Source organism: Photobacterium halotolerans DSM 18316, assembly GCF_000425165.1.
In the GTDB taxonomy this organism is placed as follows: Bacteria; Pseudomonadota; Gammaproteobacteria; order Enterobacterales; family Vibrionaceae; genus Photobacterium; species Photobacterium halotolerans.
The window spans coordinates 94,645-118,139 of record NZ_AULG01000016.1 but is presented as its reverse complement, the minus strand read 5'-3'; the positions used below and the strand labels follow the sequence as shown (position 1 = coordinate 118,139).

26 protein-coding genes and 2 pseudogenes are annotated in these 23,495 nt (G+C 51.2%); 15 read left to right on the top strand and 13 right to left on the bottom strand.

Annotated elements, in window-relative coordinates; all coding sequences use genetic code 11:
• Positions 1 to 10: 10 nt before the first annotated feature.
• The 7 genes from H511_RS0104590 to H511_RS0104560 all read left to right on the top strand — a co-directional run bounded on the left by H511_RS0104590 (position 11) and on the right by H511_RS0104560 (position 4,984).
• Entirely contained in the window at positions 11 to 967 is a 957-nt protein-coding gene (locus H511_RS0104590) for a CorA family divalent cation transporter (RefSeq protein WP_027251248.1), read from the top strand.
• The gene (locus H511_RS0104585; protein WP_051287847.1) at positions 967 to 1,551 is read left to right on the top strand and encodes a mechanosensitive ion channel family protein; all 585 of its coding nucleotides are present in this window, start codon (positions 967 to 969) and stop codon (positions 1,549 to 1,551) included. The genes H511_RS0104590 and H511_RS0104585 overlap by 1 nt, the downstream gene beginning before the upstream one ends.
• A gap of 17 nt (positions 1,552 to 1,568) precedes the next feature.
• Positions 1,569 to 2,951: a magnesium transporter gene (locus tag H511_RS0104580; protein ID WP_051287845.1), complete on the top strand. Its 1,383-nt coding sequence runs from the start codon at positions 1,569 to 1,571 to the stop codon at positions 2,949 to 2,951.
• A 169-nt stretch (positions 2,952 to 3,120) separates the two neighbouring features.
• Complete coding sequence (locus H511_RS0104575; protein WP_027251245.1) at positions 3,121 to 3,516, top strand: DUF2391 family protein; 396 nt, start codon at positions 3,121 to 3,123, stop codon at positions 3,514 to 3,516.
• A gap of 248 nt (positions 3,517 to 3,764) precedes the next feature.
• Complete coding sequence (locus H511_RS22555; RefSeq protein WP_051287843.1) at positions 3,765 to 4,034, top strand: DUF3332 family protein; 270 nt, start codon at positions 3,765 to 3,767, stop codon at positions 4,032 to 4,034.
• 115 nt (positions 4,035 to 4,149) lie between these two features.
• The gene (locus H511_RS0104565) at positions 4,150 to 4,590 is read left to right on the top strand and encodes an NUDIX hydrolase (protein WP_027251244.1); all 441 of its coding nucleotides are present in this window, start codon (positions 4,150 to 4,152) and stop codon (positions 4,588 to 4,590) included.
• 100 nt (positions 4,591 to 4,690) lie between these two features.
• Complete coding sequence (locus H511_RS0104560; RefSeq protein ID WP_027251243.1) at positions 4,691 to 4,984, top strand: antibiotic biosynthesis monooxygenase family protein; 294 nt, start codon at positions 4,691 to 4,693, stop codon at positions 4,982 to 4,984.
• Here H511_RS0104560 and H511_RS25170 read toward each other — a convergent pair.
• From H511_RS25170 to H511_RS0104530, 5 genes and pseudogenes are all read right to left on the bottom strand, one after another.
• Positions 4,974 to 5,201: a glutathionylspermidine synthase family protein gene (locus tag H511_RS25170; protein ID WP_027251242.1), complete on the bottom strand. Its 228-nt coding sequence runs from the start codon at positions 5,199 to 5,201 to the stop codon at positions 4,974 to 4,976. The two genes, H511_RS0104560 and H511_RS25170, sit on opposite strands and share 11 nt — an antisense overlap.
• Before the next feature lie 82 nt (positions 5,202 to 5,283).
• Positions 5,284 to 5,601, bottom strand: a complete 318-nt coding sequence (locus H511_RS0104550; protein ID WP_081669187.1) for a chaperone modulator CbpM — start codon at positions 5,599 to 5,601, stop codon at positions 5,284 to 5,286.
• Positions 5,598 to 6,554 carry a DnaJ C-terminal domain-containing protein gene (locus tag H511_RS0104545; RefSeq protein WP_027251240.1) on the bottom strand — a complete coding sequence of 319 codons (957 nt, stop codon included), beginning with the start codon at positions 6,552 to 6,554 and terminating at the stop codon, positions 5,598 to 5,600. Before H511_RS0104545 ends, H511_RS0104550 begins: the two co-directional genes overlap by 4 nt.
• Before the next feature lie 331 nt (positions 6,555 to 6,885).
• Positions 6,886 to 7,395: pseudogene (locus tag H511_RS0104535) on the bottom strand (AAA family ATPase); the annotation flags it as partial.
• Positions 7,396 to 7,615: 220 nt separating this feature from the next.
• Entirely contained in the window at positions 7,616 to 8,557 is a 942-nt protein-coding gene (locus H511_RS0104530) for a universal stress protein (RefSeq protein ID WP_027251238.1), read from the bottom strand.
• 546 nt (positions 8,558 to 9,103) lie between these two features.
• Here H511_RS0104530 and H511_RS0104520 point away from each other — a divergent pair.
• The gene (locus H511_RS0104520; protein WP_338091515.1) at positions 9,104 to 10,471 is read left to right on the top strand and encodes a nicotinate phosphoribosyltransferase; all 1,368 of its coding nucleotides are present in this window, start codon (positions 9,104 to 9,106) and stop codon (positions 10,469 to 10,471) included.
• A gap of 83 nt (positions 10,472 to 10,554) precedes the next feature.
• Here the strand turns inward: H511_RS0104520 and H511_RS0104515 are convergent, their stop codons facing one another.
• From H511_RS0104515 to H511_RS24975, 3 genes and pseudogenes are all read right to left on the bottom strand, one after another.
• Entirely contained in the window at positions 10,555 to 11,208 is a 654-nt protein-coding gene (locus tag H511_RS0104515; protein WP_027251235.1) for a phosphoribosyltransferase, read from the bottom strand.
• A 106-nt stretch (positions 11,209 to 11,314) separates the two neighbouring features.
• On the bottom strand, positions 11,315 to 13,036 hold the full coding sequence (locus tag H511_RS0104510; protein ID WP_036758754.1) for an adenosylcobalamin-dependent ribonucleoside-diphosphate reductase: 1,722 nt from the start codon (positions 13,034 to 13,036) through the stop codon (positions 11,315 to 11,317).
• Positions 13,037 to 13,253: 217 nt separating this feature from the next.
• Positions 13,254 to 13,457, bottom strand: a pseudogene (locus H511_RS24975) (IS4 family transposase); the annotation flags it as partial.
• A 30-nt stretch (positions 13,458 to 13,487) separates the two neighbouring features.
• On the opposite strand from H511_RS24975, the gene H511_RS22550 reads away from it, so the two are divergent.
• Positions 13,488 to 13,664: an antibiotic biosynthesis monooxygenase family protein gene (locus tag H511_RS22550; protein ID WP_248616574.1), complete on the top strand. Its 177-nt coding sequence runs from the start codon at positions 13,488 to 13,490 to the stop codon at positions 13,662 to 13,664.
• A gap of 60 nt (positions 13,665 to 13,724) precedes the next feature.
• Here H511_RS22550 and H511_RS0104500 read toward each other — a convergent pair whose 3' ends face one another.
• Entirely contained in the window at positions 13,725 to 14,891 is a 1,167-nt protein-coding gene (locus H511_RS0104500; RefSeq protein ID WP_027251233.1) for a glutathionylspermidine synthase family protein, read from the bottom strand.
• A gap of 170 nt (positions 14,892 to 15,061) precedes the next feature.
• On the opposite strand from H511_RS0104500, the gene H511_RS0104495 reads away from it, so the two are divergent.
• The 6 genes from H511_RS0104495 (at position 15,062) to H511_RS0104465 (ending at position 18,430) form a co-directional block, all read left to right on the top strand.
• Complete coding sequence (locus tag H511_RS0104495; RefSeq protein ID WP_027251232.1) at positions 15,062 to 15,274, top strand: ParD-like family protein; 213 nt, start codon at positions 15,062 to 15,064, stop codon at positions 15,272 to 15,274.
• A gap of 28 nt (positions 15,275 to 15,302) precedes the next feature.
• On the top strand, positions 15,303 to 16,034 hold the full coding sequence (map, locus tag H511_RS0104490) for a type I methionyl aminopeptidase (protein WP_248616573.1): 732 nt from the start codon (positions 15,303 to 15,305) through the stop codon (positions 16,032 to 16,034).
• A gap of 227 nt (positions 16,035 to 16,261) precedes the next feature.
• On the top strand, positions 16,262 to 16,771 hold the full coding sequence (locus H511_RS0104485; protein ID WP_027251230.1) for a GNAT family N-acetyltransferase: 510 nt from the start codon (positions 16,262 to 16,264) through the stop codon (positions 16,769 to 16,771).
• 31 nt (positions 16,772 to 16,802) lie between these two features.
• The gene (locus H511_RS0104480) at positions 16,803 to 17,384 is read left to right on the top strand and encodes a sugar O-acetyltransferase (protein ID WP_027251229.1); all 582 of its coding nucleotides are present in this window, start codon (positions 16,803 to 16,805) and stop codon (positions 17,382 to 17,384) included.
• 15 nt (positions 17,385 to 17,399) lie between these two features.
• Positions 17,400 to 17,789, top strand: a complete 390-nt coding sequence (locus tag H511_RS0104475; RefSeq protein WP_211225182.1) for a VOC family protein — start codon at positions 17,400 to 17,402, stop codon at positions 17,787 to 17,789.
• A 368-nt stretch (positions 17,790 to 18,157) separates the two neighbouring features.
• A complete protein-coding gene (locus H511_RS0104465; RefSeq protein WP_036758751.1) occupies positions 18,158 to 18,430 on the top strand; it encodes a hypothetical protein in 273 nt (90 codons plus the stop codon).
• 117 nt (positions 18,431 to 18,547) lie between these two features.
• On the opposite strand, the gene choV is transcribed toward H511_RS0104465, so the two are convergent.
• The 4 genes from choV to betA form a co-directional block, all read right to left on the bottom strand.
• Positions 18,548 to 19,756 (bottom strand): choline ABC transporter ATP-binding protein, encoded by a 1,209-nt coding sequence (choV, locus tag H511_RS0104460; protein WP_027251226.1) that lies wholly within the window; start codon positions 19,754 to 19,756, stop codon positions 18,548 to 18,550.
• Positions 19,757 to 19,758: 2 nt separating this feature from the next.
• Entirely contained in the window at positions 19,759 to 20,607 is an 849-nt protein-coding gene (gene choW, locus H511_RS0104455) for a choline ABC transporter permease subunit (RefSeq protein WP_027251225.1), read from the bottom strand.
• Between the two features lie 68 nt (positions 20,608 to 20,675).
• Positions 20,676 to 21,620: a choline ABC transporter substrate-binding protein gene (locus tag H511_RS0104450; protein ID WP_027251224.1), complete on the bottom strand. Its 945-nt coding sequence runs from the start codon at positions 21,618 to 21,620 to the stop codon at positions 20,676 to 20,678.
• A 154-nt stretch (positions 21,621 to 21,774) separates the two neighbouring features.
• Complete coding sequence (gene betA, locus H511_RS0104445; protein WP_027251223.1) at positions 21,775 to 23,469, bottom strand: choline dehydrogenase; 1,695 nt, start codon at positions 23,467 to 23,469, stop codon at positions 21,775 to 21,777.
• Between the last annotated feature and the right edge of the window lie 26 nt (positions 23,470 to 23,495).

The following is a 23,495-nucleotide window of genomic DNA, read 5'->3' as shown; positions in this document are numbered from 1 at the left end:
GGCGCACTTTATGGTCAATTCGGAACCTGTAAATGAGTGGTTTATTGACGGCTGGCAGTTAGGAGATACACCGCGTCAACTGACACTCTCCGATTGCGAGCAACTGGAGCAGGGTTGCTGGTATCACTGCCAGCGTGATGCCGCCGGACTGAAACAGTGGTTGTCCCGAGTGGGTGTGCCATCGTCGTTAGTCTCGGCGTTACTGGCGGATGATACGCGCCCGCGTTTTGAACCTTTGGGCGAGGACACGTTTCTTCTGATAGTGCGTGGTATCAATCTGAATAAAGGGAATAATCCGGACGATATGCTGAGTATCCGGTTTCTCTATTTCAAAGGTTGCCTGATTTCGACCCGTAAATACCCGTCCCGGGCAATTGCTGAAGCGCGACGTCAGTGTGAAGAAGGCAACAGTCCGCCGAGCCTGCTGGCAATGCTGGTAACCATCATTGATAAACTGAACCGGAATATCGAAACCTTTCTCGACCCGATTGAAGAAGATATCGAATATTACGCAGAACATCAGGATGAAGCAGACAGTCAGTCGCTGGCTAACCTGAACAAACGCTTACTGAAGATCCGTCGCTTTCTGACTCCCCAGCGCTATGCGCTGGATGACTTGCTGCAATCGGAGATTGCGGGGCTGGACGCTTTACGTATGCCGTTGCTTAACTGCCGTGATCTGGTGGTGCGGATTAACGAATCAATTAACTTTTACATTGATCAGATCCAGGTTATCAATCAGCACCTGGGTCAGGTGCAGTCTGAGAAGGTAAACCGAAACACGTATCTTATCTCAATGATCTCCATTATTTTCCTGCCTATCAGTTTTCTTACCGGCTTACTGGGCGTTAATATTGGCGGCATGCCCGGCGTGGATTCCTCCACGGCATTCTGGCTGTTTTGTATCGCTTTATTAGCGGTTACCGTGTTTGAAATTATTTTGTTCAGAAGGATGAAATTCATTTAATGATAGAAGCCATTCTACAAAGTCGGTTGGCTTATAACCTGTTTATTATTCTGGTTTTTCTGATTGTTTATACGATTGCTAAACGTGTCATCAACTTGTGGCTGACCAGATTGGGTAAAACCAAGATGGTCAGTGAAGCCAGAGTGCGGTTTATCTCTCGCGTTTTATCGTCTGTGGTATTTTTTGTGTTGTTCAGCGTGGCGGTGATCAGTCTGGGGCTGGGATACAGTGACATTTCACTGTTTTTCTCTTCGGCCTTTGCTGTGCTGGGTGTCGCCTTGTTCGCACAATGGTCCATGCTGAGCAACGTGACGGCGAGTGTGCTGATCTTTTTTGTGTTTCCGTACCGTATTGGCGATCGGGTCAAAGTGGTGGATAAAGACGACGATATCAGTGGTGTGATCAAGGATATCACCATGTTTCATGTGATTATTGAGCGCACCGATGGCAGCCTGGTCACCTATCCCAATAACATCATTTTGCAAAAACCCGTGATTAAACTGACCCAGGTTGTGGTGAATCCTAAGCCGGATAATGAGCAGCCTGAGGCGGTTGATACACCACAGGCAAGCACGCAGCAGTAAATAATGTAAGAAAAACTATGAATGAAGAACAAGACAAAGCAGCGGTGAAAGATCTTCTGCCACAACAGGAACTCAGTCAGTGGGTTGAAGATCTTAACCGGGTTCATGACGAAGAGCAGGAAAGGGTATTCTCTGAAGCCTCGGAAGTGCTGGAAACGTCAGAGCTGGGCTTACTGCTGGAATCTTTGCCTATTGATGAACGTCTGGCTCTCTGGCAGACGGTTGCTCCGGAAGAGCGGGTAGAAGTTCTGGTTGCCATGCGCTCCGATGCGCGGGGCGTGCTGATCGACAATCTCAGTATGCCGGATCTGCGCGCTATGCTACACGGGCTGGACGCTGAAGATCTGATTGAGCTGTCACAGAGTCTGTCAGATAAGCTGGTAGACTTCGCACTGGCGAAGATGAGCCAGGATCAGAAGTCCTGGTATGAACAGAGCCAGCAGTATGACGAAGAACAGATCGGCCGTTATGTGGATCACAGCCTGGTGATGTTAACGCCGAATACCCGTGTTTTTGAAGCCTTGCGTGCGGTGCGACGCGCCGATCATCCTATGCTGGATCGCGTCTATATTGTTGATAAAAAGGGACATTACAGAGGTGAGGTGTCATTGCCTGTCCTGCTGGCGGCCGATGGTCAGGTCAGGGTCGACAGTCTGGAAGATGACATTGCGTCTCCCCTGAAAGCGGAGATGGACGTTTATGATGCTGCAGAGCGTCTTGAACACTCGGATCAGGCGGCGATGGCTGTGGTGGATGATTCCGGCCGCTTTGTCGGGCGCGCCACACTGCGGCTGGCGATGGAAATTACCCGGGAAACCTATGAAGCCAGGCTGATGGCGCGGGCAGGTCTGGATGAAGACACCGACCTGTTTGCTCCCGTCTGGCTCAGTGCCAAACGCCGCGCCTTGTGGCTGGGTATTAATTTGCTGACCGCATTTCTGGCGTCCTGGACCATCGGGTTGTTTGAAGCCACGCTCAGCCAGGTGGTGGCACTGGCGGTCCTGATGCCTGTGGTGGCGTCAATGGGGGGCATAGCCGGCAGTCAGACCCTGACCCTGATTATTCGTGGTCTGGCGATGGGACAGATCACCTTTGGTAACGTGTGGTCACTGGCCAAGAAAGAGTTGCTGGTCGCCTGCCTGAACGGCGTGCTCTGGGCGGTGGTTATCGCGATTGTAGCGGCTGTCTGGTTCAGCAGTATAGCGATTGGCGGGGTGATCGCCGCTGCTATCACCATTAATATTGTGGTTGCGGCAATTGCCGGTGTCGTGATTCCGGTGATCCTGGATAAATACGAGATTGATCCGGCCCTGTCCGGGTCAGTCATACTCACTACAGTCACTGATGTGGTGGGCTTTTTTACCTTTCTCGGCCTTGGTAGCCTGTTTTTACTGGGCTGAACCACGACATAGAGGGAGTACGGACATTCCCTCCCCTTGGCAAGGGGAGGGTTAGGGTGGGGTTCGTGAAGCGGGCACGGATTTGACGCTTGTGCCTTGTAACCCCCTCCTAACCTCCCCCTTGAAAAGGGGGAGGAACGGTTAGAAGCAAAATAAACAGGAGCGGTCAATGGATTGGAAATTCAACGCAGAAGATTTGGGTCAGATTGTGATCGGCGCTTTTGCCCTGGGCGTCCCCATTTCCTTCTCTGAAGAAGCCTGGCAACTGAGTGAGTCCCTTCCGCTGCTGAATTTGTCTGTCCTTGTCGGTTTCACTCTGGCCTTCATGGGGCTGTACGCCTATCAGTCTATGTTTGGTCAGAATATCCGTGAACGCGTACCTGTCTTTCTGGCCAGGGTGCTTGGGGCCTATCTGATTACCTACCTGGTGGTTTGTCTGATCCTGTTTTCGCTTAACCAGTTTCCACTGATGGATAACTGGGTTGTTGCTGTTAAGCGTGCCTTGATTATTGCCATGCCCGCTTCAATGGGGGCGATCATTGTGGACAGTTTCGATAAAGAATAACGGATGTTTTCCGAAGACATATTCAGTGGCTCAAAACGGATGACTGTATATATTCCTCTCTTGAATTGAACGATGTTTTTTAACTGAACGCCTGCTGAATTTGTACCAGATTTAACAAGCCGTGGATTCTAATTAATACGCACCTTGCTACCATTAAACCCTGTTTTATTTATGGGTATTGAACAATGAAAAAAATGGCTTTTGTTGCAGTCTCTCTGGTGTCTTTATTAACGGGTTGTGCGGGCTAGATGGCGGCAACGAATGCAACCATGAAATTCAATATGGATGTGGTGGATAACCGTTACGCCCGTGGCGGGCTGACCATTGCGATGGCACCGGTTTACGCTGTGACCACAGTGGCAGATTACATGGTGCTCAACCCCATTGAGTTCTGGACCGGCGAAAACGTTGTGACTCAAAAACAGTCTATCTATGACGTCAAAGGTGAAGATTACATCAAGATCAATGATCAGCTTGATGACAATCTGAAAACGGTGCCAATCAAACCTCTGAACTGAATCATTCGTCCATCTTAGTCTGCCGCTCTGTGCGAACGGCTGTGGCGCGGTAGGTACTTTCTGCTTAAAACATGCGATATCATGGGCTTCCTGAAACAAAATTCGGAAGCCCGGCATGCCCCAGCAACACAGCACGTATTCATCACCCAAAGTGGCGGTTCTCGCTGTCACCTACAAAGACGATCAACTCATTCTGGTTCAACGTAAGAACGAGCCGCAGAAAGGTGGCTGGGGTTTTCCCGGTGGTTCCGTCTGGCCGGGCGAAAGCCTGCGTGATGCGGCCGTGCGCGAACTGAAAGAAGAGACCAGTGTGTCAGCGGTCGCAGAACAATTATTGGAAGTGGTTGAAGTGAACGAGTTCGATGGCGACAACTGTCACCATCACTTTATTCTGGTGCCTGTACTTTGCCGCTATATGGAGGGGGATCTGCAGCCGGGCGATGACGCCAGTGACTGTTGCTGGATGTCAGTGGCCGACATTGTCAGCAGCCAGTCGGACCTCATCGAAAAAGTGGCTGACGTAGCGCTGAAGGCTCAGCAGAGATTGTCAGAATAGTTATCAGTATTACCGTATTTTTATGCCGCATGCAGAGTTTGTTCATGCTCTGCGGAATGCTCAGAGATAGACGTTCAGATGATAAGCCAGGGAGAGGCAAATGTTCGCAGTGATTTTCAAAGCCAAAACGGGTCAGCAGGACAGCCAGTATGCTGATATGGTTAAAATGATGCGGGATCTGGCATTTGAAAAATATGGTTGTCTGGACTTTCTCGCCGTGACAGAAGGGGATCAGGAAATCGCGATTTCCTATTGGGATACCGAGGCAGATATCCAGAACTGGCACAGAGACAGCCAGCATTCACTGGCTCAGCAGTTTGGCCGGGAAAAATGGTACGCCTCCTACACAGTGCAGGTTGTGGAAGTGAAGCGGCAGTACAGTTTTAATGAGTGAGGGATAGCGAATTGCAAGGTATCTCTGTCTTCCACTCTGTCACGGCAGCAGGTGAAATGCAGTGTCTGTCCCGGCTGGTAGCTGCCAATACCACCATGCGTTGAATCATCAGTTCCTGAATCAAATTGTACTGATCGGCGTGTTTTGGCAGTTTGCCTGCATTGACCTGATCTTCAAGCCACAACCATTGCCAAAAGCTGGCTTCGTAAAGCGACACTAACCCTCGTTTTATTTTATGACTTATAACCTTATGTAAATAAATTCTAAGTTTTATGATTTAGTGACTACTAAAGGGTAATCTAATATCGGCAATCCAATCGACGTTGCAGTCGTTCGATTTCATCCAGCAGATCAAGCGCCACAGCAACTCCGGGTATATTCAACTCCAAATCTTGCTGAATACGACTGGCGCGCAGAGCACGGCGCAGATTGACGGAGGCAAAGCGCCAGTGAATTGGCCGATCTCCCTGAGGATCCAGGACTCCTTCTTCAACCAGGGCGATCACCCATTCAGCAGGTTGACCACAAGCGCGACAAAACTCTGCCAGGTTAAGCGTCGGCTCATGCTCTGCAATGACCGTAATACTGAGCTGGCTTGACGTAATTTTTTTCTTCATGACTCAAATCCAAATTGACCACGAGGGTTAAAGGACATCAGATCCTGCATCTGCCGGTACAGAGCTTTTTCCTGCTCGCTTTTCACCTTGGGCTGGACAATATTCAGCGTGATCAGCATATCCCCGGGTGAGGCTCCGGGGAGTCCCCGGCCGCGAAGCCGCAGTATTTTCCCTGAAACCGAATTGGCCGGCACCGTCACCTCAATGGGCCCTGTAGGAGTCGGTATCTTTATTTTAGCGCCCAAGGCTGCTTCCCATGGTGTGACGGGGAGGGCCATATACAGATTTTTCTGCTCAAGCCGGTAGTACGGGTGCGGACGAAAACTGATTTCAAGATAAAGATCGCCCGCCGCGCCGCCGCCATGGCCGGGCATTCCCTTGCCGCCCAGACGAATATGCTGACCTTCCCGGACCCCCTTAGGAATTTTTAAATTCACGGTCTGAGGGGACGCGCCGTCGAGCGGGGATGATGGCAGGGTGAGGGTGCGTACCGCGCCATGAAAGCTGTCTTCAATATCAATTTGAACCTTGGCGTGGATATCTTCGCCCTTGGCTGTGAAATGTTGATGTGCTCTGCGAGCGCGATGATGGCGTCCTGCGCTATGATCAAAGTGATCGCCGAACAGCGATTCAAAAAAATCAGAGAATGCAGAAGCATCACCCCGGGAAAAACCCTCACTGGAAAACTGATAATTGCGTTCCCAGTTTGGTGGTACATGAAAATGCTCCCCGGAATGCCAGTCTTTACCCAATTGATCATAAGCGGCCCGCTTCTGGGGATCCTTGAGCACCTCATAGGCCTCTTTGGCCTGAATAAACTTCTCTTTGGCGTCGGTTTCCTTCGACACATCTGGGTGGTATTTGCGCGCACTTTTCTTATAAGCTCGTTTGATATCCGCCAATGTTGCATCGCGGGAAATTCCAAGGATGGCGTAATAATCACGATATTCCATAACACCACGATTCAGGCTGAAGTTTGAGATTGGTTCACCCGGGCGTGTCGCTATTTACCCGGTGACTGGTAGCTCTGACGTGGCAGGACATCACGGCTCCCGTCTGCGCCCATTCCATTATAGCTCAGTGCAAAATAGTGCAGGTTTCATGAGAGAGACAACACAACACATGCGTTCATGCTTAAAAGCAAAGATAAACTGATCACCGCTCATCATCCGGATTCGAGGAAGTACCATCGTGTCTATTACCGCGGCACTGCAACCACTGATGCTATTGCTTGTCAGCTCTTTGATCTTGATGACGAGTTATGGGTTGAGCGGTATTTTGCTGTCAGTGCAGCTTGCAACTGACAACATCAGCCTGCCGGTTACCGTCACGCCTTTGGAGTGAATCGAACCGCCCAGACGAATGGTTGCGGTGAGCCTTGAGGGCAGCCAAAGGGATGGTCACCAACCGCCACAACTGACAGCGCGTTGATCTGGCCCACTGCGAAGCCTTTGGTATCACATTTTCCTGGTTACGCTCTTTGAGATAGCTCACCCGGGCAACGTCTTCCCGTGACAAAGGGAGTAACCTTTCACGGCTCTCCACCGACTTAATCAGGCGGGCATACAATGTCATTGAGGCTTCATTTAGGGGCAGTTCCTCTGAAAAATCGGCTCGAACCTTAAGTAATAAGTTAAATTCCGGATCATAATATTTGAGCCAATAGTACAGCAGCCGATTACCACAAAGCACCACTTTCAAGTCAAATGGTACCACCTGCGGCTCGATCGTAGTGGTGGTCAGGCTCAGCATTTGTTCTAGATACTGGATCCGGATTTGACTGGCTCGCATTGCGCGCTTGAACGAATCTTACAGCAAGGGATGGTCAACCAGTTGGGCCGTTCCAGCAACATTGGCACGATGCAGCGCCGGGTTTAATCAATATAAAATTGGTATCAAAGTACCGGCATGGCTGAGGTTCTCCACCCGTTCCACCAGATTCAAACTAGAGTCAGCAGCCGTAACTGCACCGTGTACAATGAAGCTAAGGTGACATGGCTGATAATACCGTAATTTATTTCCTGTCCAGCACCGGAGAATGAAACGCATCGGGTTTGAGCGTGAGCACTGAACAGGTCAGCTTATTGAGCATGGATTCTGCGGTATTCCCCATCAAGAATCCTGCAATTCCGGTGCGGGACAGTGTGCCCATAATCACCATATCAATCGATTTTTCCATCACAAAGCGGGGGATAACCGTTTTAGCTTCCCCTTCCAGTATCTTGATTTGCTGCCTTACCGGCGAGTCAGTGTGCAGTGCTAGCAGTGATTTCATTCGTTCGACGCGTTCTAATCGTATTTCTTTCGAAATTAAGTCGACATCCAGATCGCGGTAATTCCCCCATTTACGAAAAAATTCCGTGAGATCAGTATGCCAGGCATGGAGCAAAATCAACTCGGCCCCGGTGAATGTGCAGACTTCTAAGGCAAGCGACAGGATTTTCTCATTAAAGGTGGTCTGCTCCGGAGAGGCCACATCAACAGCTACGGCAATCTGGCGGATCGGTGACTGATGAGAGCTGCTGGACCAGATTGGGAGTGCCGACTTACGCATTAAATGACGGGTCGTACTTCCCCGCTGACAGGCTTGTGTTTTATTCTGACGGTGGGTATCAATCACTATCATACTGGCCTGAACTTCATCAGCCGCCTTGATAATTTCAATAAACGGTATCCCCAACCGAACAATGACCGAAAACTTGATATTCGGGTATTTAACTTTCAACAGCTGAGCATGCTTTTCCAAGGCCTGATGGGACGTTTTCGTTGTCTCGCCCAAAAGACTCAACACCTTGCTGGAATACTGAGAAATTTCCTTCAACTCATCAAGATTTTCAATAACTGAGATCAAAGTAACCTTGGCCGACTGGGAATCAGCAATTTTCAGTACTTCATGAAAAGCATTCCCCAGCGGTAGTTCCGGGGCGACAGGAAGCAGAAGATGACGAAAGCTCATAGTAATTTCCTCGGATGTAACGTCAGCCGAACATATTGCCGCTAAGAATCAGCGAAGCTGAGTATAAAATGGTTGCTTCAAAAGCATAGACAAGTCTCGAAGATAAGGGGATGACTCCGGACCTGTCTCAATGTGTTGGTGCCTCCCGCCAATAGCCAGCACCTGATACATTTAGCATACAAAAGCGATATCAGACCAAATTACGCTTGATACGAAGATTTCAATTTTGTGAACAGATCCGCTTACCATCAGTGTTTATGATAGTCGTTGACAAACACACCTTAACTAGCCGTCATGCTCAACAGAAGTCACCTGATAAACTGTATGAGCAAGATTATTTCAGGTTCAATGATTCGTGACACGAACCTGCTTATTATTCCTGCTGACTGTGCAGGTATCCTATTCTTGAATAGGATACCTGAGGGAGTGAAAGGGGGAAATTGAATGTGGTTCGTCTGAATTATGCAACACGAACTGGGCTCCTGAACCCCGGTCATGTTCGCTTTACGCCACTCCAGAAGAAAGTGGCCGGTACCACGGATAAGCATGTGGAGGTACTGGAACATGACAATCTATGATAGCCCGCAGTTAACTGATCTGTATCAGCTGACGATGGTACAGAGTTATCTTGATCACGGGATGAAAGATAAGGCGGTCTTTGAATTTTTTGTGCGTAAGCTGCCACCCAAGAGAAACTTTTTAGTGGCTGCAGGGTTAGAGCAGTTACTGGACTTTCTTACCCAAGTTCGTTTTAGCGATGATGAGTTGGAATATCTGGCCAACAGTGGTTATTTCCGGCCGAATTTGATTGATTACCTGAGCAAATTTCGTTTCACCGGGCAAGTTAATGCGATGAAAGAAGGAACCTTGTTTTTTGCTAATGAGCCGGTTGTTCAGATCACGGCATCTTTACCGGAAGCACAATTGATCGAGACACGACTCATTAATCTGCTGCAGTTGCCCATACTGGTCGCCACGAAAGCCGCTCGCTGTAGGCTTGCCGCTGATGACAAGCAATTAATCGATTTTGGACTGCGTCGTGCCCATGGCGCAGAGGCAGGGATGCTGGCTGCTCGGGCCAGTTATCTTGCCGGTTTTGATGGGACATCAAATGTTCTTGCCGGCCAGCACTATGGTATTCCGGTTTATGGCACAATGGCACATGCTTATATTCAGGCTCATGACTCAGAAACGGAAGCATTTCATAATTTTGCCGTTAGCCAGCCGAATAATCTGGTGTTACTCATTGATACCTACGATTGTTGCCATGGTGCTGAACGTGTGATTGAACTGGCAGAGCAGTTAAAAATCAAAGGTCAATGTATTAAGGCGGTGCGGATTGACAGCGGTGCTCTGGGGAATGAGGCCATCCGGGTCAGGGAACTGCTTGATCGTTACGGTCATCCGGAAATAGGGATTATTGTAAGTAGCAGTGTCGATGAGTATTTGATCGAACAATTACGGCAACAACAGGCACCGATTGATGGATATGGAATTGGGACCAGCCTGACGACCTCAGAAGATGCACCATTTTTAAATTGTGCCTATAAGTTACAGGAATACGCAGGCATCGCACGACGGAAACGTTCCCAAGGTAAAGCGACCTGGCCTGGCTGCAAGCAGGTATATCGCTATCTGAGAAATAATGGGCAATTGGACTATGATCAGCTTTGCTTAGCTACAGAAATTTCTGAACAAGGACAGCCATTGCTACAGTCGGCCATCCTTGACGGTCAACGGCTTGAAGCGCCAGAATCGCTCGACATTTTACGTCAGCGGGTGAAACAGCAGTTATCCATGCTGACGCCGGCATTGGCGAATCTGTCAAAGGCAGCCAGTTTCGAGCTCAAAATTTCGCAAGCCCTGCAAAAACTGACTTGCAGGACTGACGAACGTTTTCATTGCTCACGGTGACTGCTCGAATTGAATTCATCATTAGAGACACTCACCATTGAGGCAGCACAACAACAGTATGCAATACCAGCTTTTAGATGAGCTCACCCAAGATCTTGCTGTGACATGGACAACAGGGCACTGACCTCTTCGTCGCTGACCTGATGAAAGTCACGGTACCAACAACCGATGGAGATAAATGGCTCGGGCGTGGCCAGGCACACCAGCCTATCGGCTTCCCGACGCAACAGGCTGGCGATATCCTTGGGTGCTAGCGGCACTGCAACCAGAATCAATCTGGGTTTTTGCTGCCTGGCAGAGGCGATGGCGACCCGCATGGTCGCGCCAGTGGCCACCCCGTCATCAACCAGGATCAAGCAGCGGTCGTGCAGTTCAGGCAGCGGTTTGTTCCCCCGGTATACCCGCAAGCGCCGCTCCAGTTCATGCCTTTCCCGCTGTTCCACCTGTGCTATGGTCACGTCCGGGATCGACAAGCTGTGGACAACATCCTGATTCAACAATCTGAATCCGCCTATAGCAATGGCGCCCATGGCCAGTTCTGCATGGCCCGGCACCCCTAACTTGCGTATCAGCATCAGATCCAGTGGTGCCCGAAGAGTCCGGGCTATCTCATAAGCTACAGGTACTCCGCCCCTGGGCAAGGCCAGTACCAGAGTGTCGCTACGCCCTGTCAAAGATTGCAGGGATCCGGCTAAGGCCAGACCAGCACGTCGTCTGTCTTCAATTGGTAGCTGCATCACTAACTCCAGGGGGCACGAAGGTACCGGTTTCACCCAAGTTTAATAACATGGTTATTTCAATGTAGAAGCAAAACGACAGGAATAAAATGGGAAATTTTTCCTATCAGCAGACGGACGGTTTGCAGCCCTGTTCCGGTTCCAATACATTCGGCCGCACCCGGTTGGGGCGATAAACAGTGACGCCCTTAAGGCCCAGTTGGAAGGCCTGTCGGTAGATATCCCTGAACTGGACAAAAGGTAGATCGGCTCGAACATTGATCGTTTTGGCAATCGCATTGTCCACCAGAGGTTGCAGGCAGGCCTGCATATCAAGATGGGCCCTCGGTGTCAGATCGCCAGCCGCCACCATGGTATCAGGCAATGCTTTTCCGGGGTTAAGGTGGCGCCACATATGCACGCCGTATGGCTCCAGCCAGAGACTTTCCTGTTGTTTGGAAAAGCGGATATGGCGCCAGTACCCTGGGCTGAACATGGGCTCAATACCACTGCAAACATTATTGGCCAGCAAACTGATGCTGCCGGCAGGGGCAATGGCTAGCAAGTGACTGTTGCGTATCCCCTTTTTCCCAATCGTATGTTGCAGGGACAGCGGCAGCGAGCGGATATAGGTGCTCCGCAAATAGTTTTTTTGGTCGAAACAGGGAAAACAGCCCTTTTCGCCGGCGAGCTCGACAGAAGCGGCATAAGCAGCGTCGCGGATCCGAGTCATTAGTTCTGTTGCAAACTGCCTGGCCTCAGGGCTGTCGTATGCTAACCCCAGCATCTGCAGACAGTCGGCCAGGCCGGTAATGCCCAGCCCGATCCGGCGACTCTGCAAGGCACAGCGGCGCTGTTGGCGCAGAGGAAAGTTGGAAATTTCCAGCACATTGTCCAGCATGCGGACCGCCGTGGTGCAGATCGATTCCAACCTTTGCCACTGAAATGCACATGCCTCGCTGAACGGTCTAGACACAAGCTGGCTCAGGTTGATGGACCCCAGGTCGCAAGCGCCGAAAGGGGGGAGCGGAACTTCGCCGCAGGGATTGGTGGTGGTCAGGTGTTCACAGTAAGCCAGGTTATTGGTCCTGTTGATGCTGTCTACAAACAGTACCCCGGGCTCTCCGCCTTCATAGGCCGACTGTAGGATCAGTTCCCACAGGTCCCTGGCTTTGATCGTCGGGCCTGTTGCAATCCCGGGAGGAAAACACAATTGCCAGCCCGTATCCTCTGCCACCGCCCGCATAAAGTCGTCGCTTATCTGCACCGAAAGATTGAAGTGGATCAGACTTGCTGCCAGGCTCTTGGCCCTGACAAAGGCTTCAATGTCCGGATGATCGCACCGGAGGCTGGCTAACATGGCACCGCGCCTGGAGCCTCCGGCAGCCAGTGCAGCACAGAGTCGATCCCAGATCTGTAGCAAGGCGACCGGTCCCAGATGGAGCGGGCTGCTACCGGCCGGTTGTAAGCTGGAGAAATCCAGGCCAATGCCTCCCCCCTGTTGCAGGGTAATAGCCGATTGGCGCAGGGAGCGGCTGATCCCCGGCATTGAGTCCCGGATTGCCCCCATGACAAAGCAGTTGAGCAAGGTAATACGGTGATTCTCGGCACCGGCCCCCGCAAGAATCCGCCCAGCTGGTAAAAAGCTCCAATCGGACAGGATCTGAAAGAACTTCTCACGCCAATAGGCTTGTTGTTTTTCCGGCCCGGCCAGGGTGTTGGCAACTCGCCGCCAGCTTTGCTCGATAGCGGTTTCTTTGATCGAATCATTGTACAGTCGATACTTGGATTCCCAAATCCTTGTGGAAATCAGTGATAACTGGTTGGGATCAAACACGTCATTAGTCATGGCAAAGTGTTAATAATTGGATGGACGGCTGCTTCAGCCTGCATAGCTATCTCCACCAATCATTGCCCAAAATCTGCAATGTTGCCATTCTCTTTTTCGTATAGTCTTCTAACAAAGGCAGTTTCTACAAGTTCTCATAAACAGAACTTTAAGCATTGAGTTTCTCTTAATGGCGTAAGCAAGCTGGCCCAAACCAAGCTTTAGCAATGGCTTTTTACGCTGTTACAAAACGGTGCCAATTGATATGTGACTTTAACGCCTTGAAAAGCAGCTTAATTTGCCAGCGGCACCGATATGCCGAGATGATATCGTCTGCTGAAAGTTGTGACGGCGGTAAGTATGTTAACCATATACAGAAGCGCTTCTTTTCAGTGAACCAGCGGCGTTTTACCCTGAACTCGTACTTTCCTCGCTTGCATTTGAAAAATATGGTTGTCTGGATTTTCTCGCCGTGACAGAAGGGGATCAGGAAATCGCGATTTCCTATTGGGATACCGAGGCAGATATCCAGAACTGGCACAGAGACAGCCAGCATTCACTGGCTCAGCAGTTTGGCCGGGAAAAATGGTACGCCTCTTACACAGTGCAGGTTGTGGAAGTGAAGCGGCAGTACAGTTTTAATGAGTGAGGGATAGCGAATTGCAAGGTAAAACGGCGGACATATCCGCCGCTTCTGTACCTGCCTGTGCTAATCCAGAATGATATGAGGAATAAACATCGAGGTATCTTTGGTGATGTAACCGGTATCTTCCCGGATCGTCAGTCCGGCGGGTTCGTCATTGATTAACCAGCTGCCGATGAGCATATGGTTGTTACCGAAACGGGGTAAATGGGTATATTGCTGGACTATATAGCCTTCGTCGCCGTACGGCCCGGGTTCATGCTGCAGTATTTCACCGGCGCGATGCACGCTGATGTTGGCCCCTTCGCGGCTGAAAATCGGTTTTTTCACGAAATCTGTCAGGCTTGCGGCTTTGGGATCATCGGCAAAGTAGGCGGGCAACAGGTTCGGGTGATGCGGAAACATATCCCACATCAGCGGCAGAATGGCTTTGTTTGAACTGATGCTTTTCCACATAGGTTCCAGCCAGTTGACATTGGCGGTGTGCAGATACGCGGCATACTCTTCCCGGAACATGAACTCCCACGGATAGAGCTTGAACATCCAGCGAATAGGGTTGTCGTCCAGATCGGTAAACTCGCCGTCCTGATTGATGCCGATGTCTTCAATATACACAAAGGCGATTTTCAGCCCGGCCTCTCTGGCGCAGTCTTCAAGATACTGCACTGTATCTCTGTCTTCCACGCTGTCACGGCAGCAGGCGAAATGCAGTGTCTGTCCCGGCTGATAGCTGCCTAATGCCGCCATGCGCTGAATCATCAGTTCCTGAATCAAATTGTACTGATCGGCGCGCCTTGGCAGTTTACCTGCATTGACCTGATCTTCAAGCCACAACCATTGCCAGAAGCTGGCTTCGTAAAGTGACGTTGGTGTGTCGCTGTTAAATTCAAGCAGTTTTGCCGGATGACGGCCATCGTAGGCAAAATCCAGCCGCCCATACAAACTGGGTGCTTTTTGTTTCCACGAGCTGGCAATCAGATCCCACATGTTTTCCGGGATCTGAAATTTTTTCAGTAAGGCTTCATCGCGGATGACTTTATCCACGGCTTCCAGGCTCATTTGATGGAGCTCGGCGGTGGGCGCTTCAAGCTCATTTTCAATCTGCTGCAAACTGAACTGAAAGTAGCGGTCTTCAACCCAATACGGTTCGCCTTCCAGGGTATGGAAACGAAATCCAAATTCATCTGCCAGCATTTTCCAGTTGGGGCGGGGGGTAATAGGAACCTGAATCATAGAACTGCTCGAATGGTCAATCAGGCCGACATTATCAGGGGGGACGGATGAGAAAGTAAAGATTCCCTGTGCCTGAAAAGGCCGACTTGGATCGTGATCGCATAACATTGCTGTGGATATACGTTTCATATACACTTTGTCTATTCTATGTATATTATTCAGGGCGCCCTATGGGGATAGTAAAAATATCGGATGAACTTCATGAGGAAATCCGCAAAGCCAGCAGCACGATGTCGCGTTCAATCAACGCCCAGGCAGAGTTTTGGATAAAGATGGGTCTGCTGGCCGAAATGAATCCGACACTGACGTATAACGAACTGATTCGTAAACTGTTACTCAGTGACGCGGGATCAGTACAGGAATTAATGAGTGAACAAAATTAATATCAAAACCGCGCAAGAAATTGAATTGATGCGGGAGTCCGGCCGGTTGTTGGCCTCAGTATTTTCCATGCTGGATAGCTTCGTGGCTGCCGGTGTGTCGACCATGGCGATTAACGATAAGGTCGACACTTTTATTACCGACACCTTGTCTGCCCGGCCAGCCAGCAAAGGCCAGTATGATTATCCGTATGTCCTGAATGCGTCGATCAATGAAGTTATCTGTCACGGTATGCCGGATGAAAACCGTCTGCTGAAAGATGGCGACATCATTAATATTGATATCACACTGGAGAAAAATGGCTTTATTGCCGATTCCAGTAAAATGTATTGCATAGGTAAGGTTCAGCCGCGTGCTTCCCGATTGGTAAAAGCGACCTACGAAGCGATGTGGCAGGGCATCAGACAGGTGAAGCCTGGGGCGACACTGGGTGATATCGGGTATGCGATTCAAAAGCATGCAGAAAGCCATGGCTATTCTGTGGTCCGGGAATATTGCGGTCATGGTATAGGCCGGGAAATGCACGAAGAACCGCAAGTGCTTCATCATGGGCTGAAAGGACGCGGGTTGCGGCTGCAACCAGGCATGACATTCACCATTGAACCCATGATCAATGAAGGCACATACAAAACCAAAACCAAGAAAGACGGCTGGACTGTGGTGACCAAAGACAAAAAACTGTCGGCGCAATGGGAACATACGATACTGGTGACGGAAACCGGTTATGAAGTACTGACGCTGAGAGAGGAAGAAAGGCACTGATTGCGACTGTCTTCAGTCAGACGTCAACCCAGATCTGTGTTTTCTCTTCGATAGGCTGGCCCGGTTTTCACACTGGGCATCTGCGTTATCAACACCCTGCTCGTATTGCATTTTGAGTTAAAAGTCAGCATTGTGCTGGGGTTTCATTTCCATCGGGAAATACCTGGGCACAGGACGATGTCTCAAGCCGGTCAAGCACTTCATGGATCAATATCGGAATAACCAGCATGGTAGCAATCACCACAGAACGTCTGACGCTCAGGCCGTTAACGGCAGCAGATGTCGATTTTATTTTTGAACTGTATAACACCCCGGGTTTTAAACGTTTTGTCGGTGATAAACAGCTCCATACTCGTCAGGATGCGTTGAATTATCTCGAAGCCTCGCTCATCAGTATGTACCAGACGAAAGGGCTGGGACTCCAGCGTGTTGCATTGAAAAGCAATGATACACCTATTGGTATCTGCGGCCTGATCAAGCGTGATTCCCTGGAAGATATTGATTTAGGGTACGGCTATTTGCCGGGCGTTGAAGGGCAGGGTTATGCTTGTGAAGCGGCTCAGGCAATCTTGTCTTTTGCCCGTGAAGCGCTGTCGCTGAGCCGCCTGGTCGCCATTACCGATGCCGAGAACCACAGATGCATTCATTTGCTGACCAGGCTGGGTTTTCACTATGAATTGAACCATGAAACCTTGCCCGACGGCGGATTGCTTGTGCGGTATGGCATTGAACTGTGAATAAATAAAGGAGTACACAGTGTCTGAATCAATGACAGAGAAAGAAAAAATGCTCGCGGGCCTGGCATACAGTGGCAGAGATGCCGAACTGGTCAATGACCGTCAAGAAGCCAAAGTCATGTGTCATCGTTTTAATCTGGCTGACCCGCGTGATACACAAGCCCGAATGGCGATTCTGGCAGAAAGGGTACAGTTTTGCGGCGATGCCCATATGGAACCGTCTTTTTACTGCGACTATGGTTATAACATTGTGCTGGGGGCTAATTTTTATTCGAACCATAACCTGACCATACTGGATGTCTGCAAAGTGACTATCGGTGAGAATGCGTTTATTGGCCCTAATGTCATGATTTCCGCCGCCTCTCACCCTATTGATCCCGTTGAGCGGCTGCATGGGGAAGACGGTGCGCCGGTGTGGATCGGTGACAATGTCTGGCTGGGAGGCAATGTGGCTGTTTTACCTGGCGTGCGTATTGGTCACAACTGTGTGATTGGCGCAGGCAGTGTCGTCACCAGAGATATTCCGGATAACAGCGTCGCAGTGGGCAACCCATGCCGTGTTGTCAGAGAGATCACACCGTCTGAGCCGTCAGCTGAGATGGCCGGTGGCTAATCAGGGAGAAATATTGTGCCGCAAGCGATTCTGACCCATCTGATGTTTGAAGGGGATGCCGAAGAGGCGATGAATTTCTATATCAGCCTGTTTGCCGGATCCGACATTCTTCATATTGAGCGTTACCCGGATGGCGAGTCGAAAGGCATGGTCAGGCAGGCCCGTTTTGTGCTTGCCGGCCGGGAATTCATCGCTATCGATTCATTCATTTCGCACAATTTTACCTTCACCCCGGCGATGTCTGTCTTTGTTGACTGTGACTCGGCAACCGAGTTTGAGCGGGTCTATGCCGCGCTCACCGAAGGTGGCAATGCCCTGATGCCCGCGGAGAATTATGGTTTCAGCCAGCGTTTCGGTTGGGTGACGGATCGTTTTGGGGTGTCCTGGCAGCTTAACCTGTCTTGAGCCTGCTTGAGTCAGACTGAGCCGAAAAATGAAAAAAGCCGCTGAATGTCAGCGGCTTTGCAGAATGAAACACAGAGTACCTGCGATTACGGCGTGGCAATCTTAAACCAGAACGGGAATGCATCCATCATGCCCGTCAGCCGGTCAAAGGTCTGAACATGGCCGCTGAAGATACCCAATGATGACCATCTGGACATTTTGATAAACTATGTCAGCTTTATGACAATTTATTACTTAAAAATCATTGGTTTGTATGTAATTGCTTGCCTTTGGCACAGGATCACATTTCTTAATATTTATCCGTCATCATAAGTGCAACACAGTGCATTAAGGATTAGGATTTTGCTATCTGGTAAGCGGATTACCCTGTGGATAAGGATGTCACTGTGTTGAAAGCTGTCTCTGGTTTTGTTGCTCTTTCGATGTGGATAATGCTCGCTGCTACCCCAGCGATGTTGGGTTTGCTACTTGCCGGGCCTGTCTGCTTGGTGTTGGGTGAAGTCAATGGAGGGGTCGTGGTGAGCTTCACTGTTATTGGTATGATTTGCGGCGCGGTATGGGCGGAGAGAATCCGTTCTGGTGAAGGCTTGTCGGCATTTTGGAACAAGCTGGTGGCAAGTCCGGAGCTGGACAGGTATTAGTGTATGCAAGCCAGCAAAGGCATGGCAGGCAGGAAAAGCGAAAATAATGACAGTATAAAAAAAGCACGCTAAGGCAGCGTGCTTTTGACTGTGAGAGAAAGGTTTGAGGCCGAAGAGTTACGCCAGCTTGGCCTCAAAGTGTTTCCCCAGCAGGGCGTGGTAGAAATCCTGATCGGACAGCACACCCACCAGGGTATTTTTGTCACCCTCTTTACGCTCGGTCAGCAGCACTGGCTGGCCGGTACGGTAGCGGATTTCCAGCGCATCGCGCATTGAGATATCCGGGCTGGTGGTTACTATGTGCGTCTGAGTCAGGCTGTCAAGGTCGTCACCCTGATGCCAGCTTTGCAGCGCCAGATCCTGCTCCTGACGACGAGCCGCCAGTACTTCACCGGCATCATTGGTGTTTAACCGGGTACCTTCGTGACGGTTGAGGATCAGCATGTCTTCCAGGCTTTCCAGCGCGCTGGTCGGCGTCATCAGCGAACGGCCCCGCAGCACGTTAAGCGGATTGGTATGGGCGACGAAATCTTTGACATACTGAGTGTTAGGTTTCAGAACAATCTCTTCCGGTTTACCGTGCTGGATCAGCTCACCCGATTCCATGATGGCAATGTTATTACCGATTTTCAGCGCTTCATCCAGATCGTGACTGACAAAGACTATGGTCTTATTCAGCTTGCGTTGCAGATCGAGCAATTCGTCCTGCAACTGACTGCGAATCAGTGGATCCAGCGCCGAAAACGGTTCATCCATCAGCAGGATATCACTGTCCATGGTAAAGGCGCGGGCCAGGCCGACACGTTGCTGCATACCGCCTGACAGTTCGTGCGGCAGCTTGTCTTTCCACTCTGCCAGTCCCACCATTTCCAGTTTTTCCATCGCCCGGCGGCGGCGTTCAGATTTACTGATGCCCTGCATTTCCAGACCAAATGCTGCGTTATCCAGCACAGATAACCAGGGCATCAGGGCAAATTTCTGGAACACCATGGAAATACGTTCGGTGCGCATGTGGCGCAGGCTAGTAGCATCGCAGCTGGCCAGATCGACCATGCCATCACCATCCTGCACTTCCAGCTTACCGCGCGAAACCGGGTTCAGGCCGTTGATGGTCCGCAGCAGGCTGGATTTGCCTGAACCTGACAGGCCCATCAGGACACAAATCTCACCTTGCTGCACGTTAAGACTGACGTTATTCACGCCGACCACATCGCCGGTCTGGTCGATGATCTCCTGACGGCTTTTGCCCTGATCCAGCAGTGCCAGTGACTGCTCGGTATTTTTACCGAAGATGACGTCTAAGTTTTCAATTCGAATGGCAGTCATGTTCAGCTCTCCTGATTTTTGCTGGCCGGGGTTTTACACAGGCGGTCGAGAATAATAGCGACCAGTACAATCGCCAGACCTGCTTCAAAGCCCTGCGAAATGTTCACGGTGTTCAGTGCGCGGATCACAGGTTTACCCAGACCATCGGCACCTACCAGCGCGGCAATCACCACCATAGACAGAGACAGCATGATACATTGGGTAATACCCGCCATGATGTTTGGCATTGCCGCCGGCAGTTCTACTTTGAACAGCAGCTTGGAACGTGTCGCACCGAAGGCCTGACCTGCTTCGAGCAGTTCTTCCGGTACGCGGCTGATCCCCAGATAGGTCAGTCGAATCGGAGCAGCAATGGCAAAAATAATGGTGGAAATTAATCCCGGAACCACGCCCAGACCGAACAGCACCAGCGTTGGGATCAGGTACACGAAAGTCGGGATAGTCTGCATCAGATCAAGAATCGGCCGCATCAGGGTATAGAGCCACGGCCGGTGCGCTGCCATAATGCCGATGGGTACACCAACCAGCACTGAAATAGAAGTAGCGGTCAGCACCAGTACAAAGGTTTCCAGCATTTCCTGCCAGTAACCCAGGTTGAGGATCAGCAAGAGCGCGACGACGATAAAGACGACCAGCGAAATACTGCGGTGCAGCGCCCAGGCCAGCAGCGCGGTGATCAGAATCGGCACCGCAGGTGGCATCCACTTAAACACATCCACCAGCATCATGATCAGAGATTCCAGGCTGTAGGAGATGGCGTCGAAAAAGCCGGCCGCATTGAAAGTCAGCCAGTCGACCAGGTTTGCCATCCATTCGCCCAGTGGGATCTTATGATCGGTAATAAAATTCACATTAACTCCTTAAAAGGGGTACAACAAAAGCGGCCGCAGGCGCCAGGTTCAGCACCTGCGGCAAATGATTAAATGTTCAGGTAATTCTTCACGGCGTCTGTGCCTTTGCTGCCGTCGAGGGCAGTCACGTCTTTCAGCCATTTATCCAGTACGGCCGGGTTTTCCTGTAGCCAGGCTTTGGCGGCAGCGGCGGGTTTTTGCTGATCGTTGAGAATGTCACCCATCAGGGCGTTTTCCATTTCCAGGCTGAATGTCAGGTTTTGCAGTAACTGGCCAACGTTCGGACAAGTTTGCAGGTAGTCTTTGCGAACATTGGTAAACACGCTGGCCCCGCCGTAGTTAGGGCCGAAGAAGTCATCACCGCCGTCCAGGTATTTCAGCTCGAAATTATTGTTCATCGGGTGCGGCGCCCAACCCAGGAAAACTACCCACTGGTCACGGTTCACGGCACGTTTCACCTGAGAAACCATGCCCGCTTCGCTGGATTCCACCAGGCGGAAGTCTTCCAGACCAAAGGCGTTTTGGTCGATCATGTCCTGAATCAGACGGTTGCCGTCGTTACCCGGTTCAATGCCGTAGATCCGGCCGCGGAATTTGTCTTCGAACTTCGCCAGATCGGCAAAGCTGTGCACGCCGGCATCGTAAACGTATTTCGGTACGGCCAGGGTGTATTTAGCGCCTTCGAGATTGGCGCGAACGGTTTCAACGGTGCCGTTGTCGCGGTATTTGGCGATATCACCTTCCATGGTCGGCATCCAGTTACCGAGGAAGATATCTATGTCACCATTGGCCATGGAAGAGTATGTAACAGGTACAGACAGCAGCTGTGTTTTGGTTTTATAGCCCAGACCTTTCAGCACTTCGCTGGTTACGGCCGTGGTGGCGGTGATGTCGGTCCAGCCCACATCAGAGAAGCGAACCGTGTCGCACTGCGCAGCCATTACGGGCTGGGTGCCGGCAGCAAAAAGTGTCGCAAATGCAGTGTACTTGATGGTTTTCTTAATTGTCGTCATGACGTGTCCTTTATCCATTTCGTTGCTGTTATTTAGCCTCGTGTTCGCTGAGGCGTGAGTACAGGCCCGCCTGCTGACTGAAAACAGGCATGCAGTGGCCTTGTGGTGGTGAGTCTCACCACCACTAAAAGGGGCTGTTGTTCATTGTTGCGCGTTAGTTTGTGTCAGCAGCTTCAGGCTCTTTGCTGCGTTGCTGCTCCTGCCAGTTGTCGGCAATCCAGACCGGGACATGCGCTGCGGGCAAAGCCGGTTTGCCCAGAATCTTGTCGGCGGCTTTTTCTGCCACCATGATAGTTGGCGCGTTGAGGTTGCCGTTGGGAATCGTCGGGAAGACAGAGGAGTCGACCACCCGCAAACTGTCGATGCCGCGTACCTGGCAGTCGCTGTTCAGTACCGCCATGGCATCCTCTTCGCTGCCCATTTTACAGGTGCAGGACGGGTGATACGCACTCTCGACGTTTTCACGAACCCAGGCATCAATGGCTTCATCACTCTGGATATGTTCACCCGGCTGGATTTCCTGGCCGCGATACGCCGACATTGCCGGCTGGGTCAGAATGTCGCGGGTCAGGCGTATGGTGTCCCGCCAGTCCTGCTTGTCCTGCTCGGTGCTGATGTAGTTGAACTCAATCCCCGGCTTGGCTTTCGGATCAGCCGATGTGACCCAGATCCGACCGCGGCTCTCCGGTTTATTCGGGCCGACATGGACCTGAAAACCGTGCCCCTCAAAGGCGGCCTGACCGTCGTAACGCATCGCGGCTGGCAGGAAGTGGTACTGCACATTGGGCCATTTCAGACCGGCACGCGAACGGATGAAGGCGCAGGATTCAAAGTGGTTGGTCGCACCCAGTCCGTCTTTGAACAGGATCCAGCGGGTGCCTATCATGCCTTTGCTGATCAGGCCAAGCTTGCTGTTCAGGGTCACCGGCTCTTTACATTCGTACTGGAAATAGACTTCCAGGTGATCCTGCAGGTTTTCACCCACGCCCGGCAGGTCATGTTTTACTTCAATACCTGCTTCTTCCAGCACGGCTTTTGGACCGATGCCCGACAGTTGCAGCAATTGCGGTGAGCCGACCGAACCGGCAGACAGAATCACTTCTTTTCTCGCCGTCGCCGTTTGCACCTTACCGCCGCGTTCAAATTCAATACCGGTGGCTGTTTTGCCTTCCAGTACCACTTTGCGGCTCAATACGCCAGTCAGGACGGTCAGGTTGCTGCGCTTCATCGCCCGGCGCAGGTAAGCGTTCGAGGTCGAGGCCCGTACACCCTGATCCACCGTCATGTGCATCGGGCCGAAACCTTCCTGCTGATAACCGTTGTAATCGTCTGTTGCCGGATAACCGGCCTGCTGACCGGCATCAATAAAGGCCTGATACAGCGGATTGAGCGCCATATCATTACCGTTACAGGTGGCGACCGGGCCGTCTCCGCCGCGGTAGGCATCTTCACCGTCTTTCCATTTTTCAGCCCGGCGGAAGTAGGGCAGGCACTCACGGTAGCTCCAGCCAGCCGCGCCGTGCGCTTCCCATTCGTCGAAGTCGCAGGCGTGACCACGGACATACACCATACCGTTGATCGATGAGCTGCCCCCCAGCACTTTACCGCGCGGGCAGTGCAGCTGGCGGCCATCCAGGCCAAATTCCGGCTGAGTCTCGAACTGCCAGGCGTATTTATCGCTGTTCATCGGGTACGACAGTGCCGTTGGCATCTGAATAAAAATACTCTTGTCGCTGCCACCGGCTTCCAGCAGCAGCACCTGGTGCTCGCCGCTCTCGGTCAGGCGGTCGGCCAGCACACAACCTGCTGAACCGGCACCGACAATGATGTAATCAAATTCTTGCTTCATGGCGTCCCCTTTTCGTCTGTTCTCTT

Excerpts from the sequence above, each read along its gene's own strand:
- H511_RS0104510 (WP_036758754.1), bottom strand. The coding sequence starts at position 13,036 with ATGACTAATGACGTGTTTGATCCCAACCAGTTATCACTGATTTCCACA.
- choV (WP_027251226.1), bottom strand. The coding sequence starts at position 19,756 with ATGACTGCCATTCGAATTGAAAACTTAGACGTCATCTTCGGTAAAAAT.
- H511_RS0104545 (WP_027251240.1), bottom strand. The coding sequence starts at position 6,554 with ATGGAATATCGTGATTATTACGCCATCCTTGGAATTTCCCGCGATGCA.
- H511_RS0104480 (WP_027251229.1), top strand. The coding sequence starts at position 16,803 with ATGACAGAGAAAGAAAAAATGCTCGCGGGCCTGGCATACAGTGGCAGA.
- H511_RS0104520 (WP_338091515.1), top strand. The coding sequence starts at position 9,104 with ATGTGGAGGTACTGGAACATGACAATCTATGATAGCCCGCAGTTAACT.
- H511_RS0104590 (WP_027251248.1), top strand. The coding sequence starts at position 11 with ATGGTCAATTCGGAACCTGTAAATGAGTGGTTTATTGACGGCTGGCAG.
- H511_RS0104565 (WP_027251244.1), top strand. The coding sequence starts at position 4,150 with ATGCCCCAGCAACACAGCACGTATTCATCACCCAAAGTGGCGGTTCTC.
- H511_RS0104575 (WP_027251245.1), top strand. The coding sequence starts at position 3,121 with ATGGATTGGAAATTCAACGCAGAAGATTTGGGTCAGATTGTGATCGGC.
- H511_RS0104560 (WP_027251243.1), top strand. The coding sequence starts at position 4,691 with ATGTTCGCAGTGATTTTCAAAGCCAAAACGGGTCAGCAGGACAGCCAG.
- map (WP_248616573.1), top strand. The coding sequence starts at position 15,303 with ATGCGGGAGTCCGGCCGGTTGTTGGCCTCAGTATTTTCCATGCTGGAT.
- betA (WP_027251223.1), bottom strand. The coding sequence starts at position 23,469 with ATGAAGCAAGAATTTGATTACATCATTGTCGGTGCCGGTTCAGCAGGT.
- H511_RS22555 (WP_051287843.1), top strand. The coding sequence starts at position 3,765 with ATGGCGGCAACGAATGCAACCATGAAATTCAATATGGATGTGGTGGAT.
- H511_RS0104450 (WP_027251224.1), bottom strand. The coding sequence starts at position 21,620 with ATGACGACAATTAAGAAAACCATCAAGTACACTGCATTTGCGACACTT.
- H511_RS0104500 (WP_027251233.1), bottom strand. The coding sequence starts at position 14,891 with ATGATTCAGGTTCCTATTACCCCCCGCCCCAACTGGAAAATGCTGGCA.
- H511_RS0104550 (WP_081669187.1), bottom strand. The coding sequence starts at position 5,601 with ATGAAGAAAAAAATTACGTCAAGCCAGCTCAGTATTACGGTCATTGCA.
- H511_RS0104585 (WP_051287847.1), top strand. The coding sequence starts at position 967 with ATGATAGAAGCCATTCTACAAAGTCGGTTGGCTTATAACCTGTTTATT.
- H511_RS0104485 (WP_027251230.1), top strand. The coding sequence starts at position 16,262 with ATGGTAGCAATCACCACAGAACGTCTGACGCTCAGGCCGTTAACGGCA.
- H511_RS0104530 (WP_027251238.1), bottom strand. The coding sequence starts at position 8,557 with ATGAGCTTTCGTCATCTTCTGCTTCCTGTCGCCCCGGAACTACCGCTG.
- H511_RS0104495 (WP_027251232.1), top strand. The coding sequence starts at position 15,062 with ATGGGGATAGTAAAAATATCGGATGAACTTCATGAGGAAATCCGCAAA.
- H511_RS0104580 (WP_051287845.1), top strand. The coding sequence starts at position 1,569 with ATGAATGAAGAACAAGACAAAGCAGCGGTGAAAGATCTTCTGCCACAA.
- H511_RS0104515 (WP_027251235.1), bottom strand. The coding sequence starts at position 11,208 with ATGCAGCTACCAATTGAAGACAGACGACGTGCTGGTCTGGCCTTAGCC.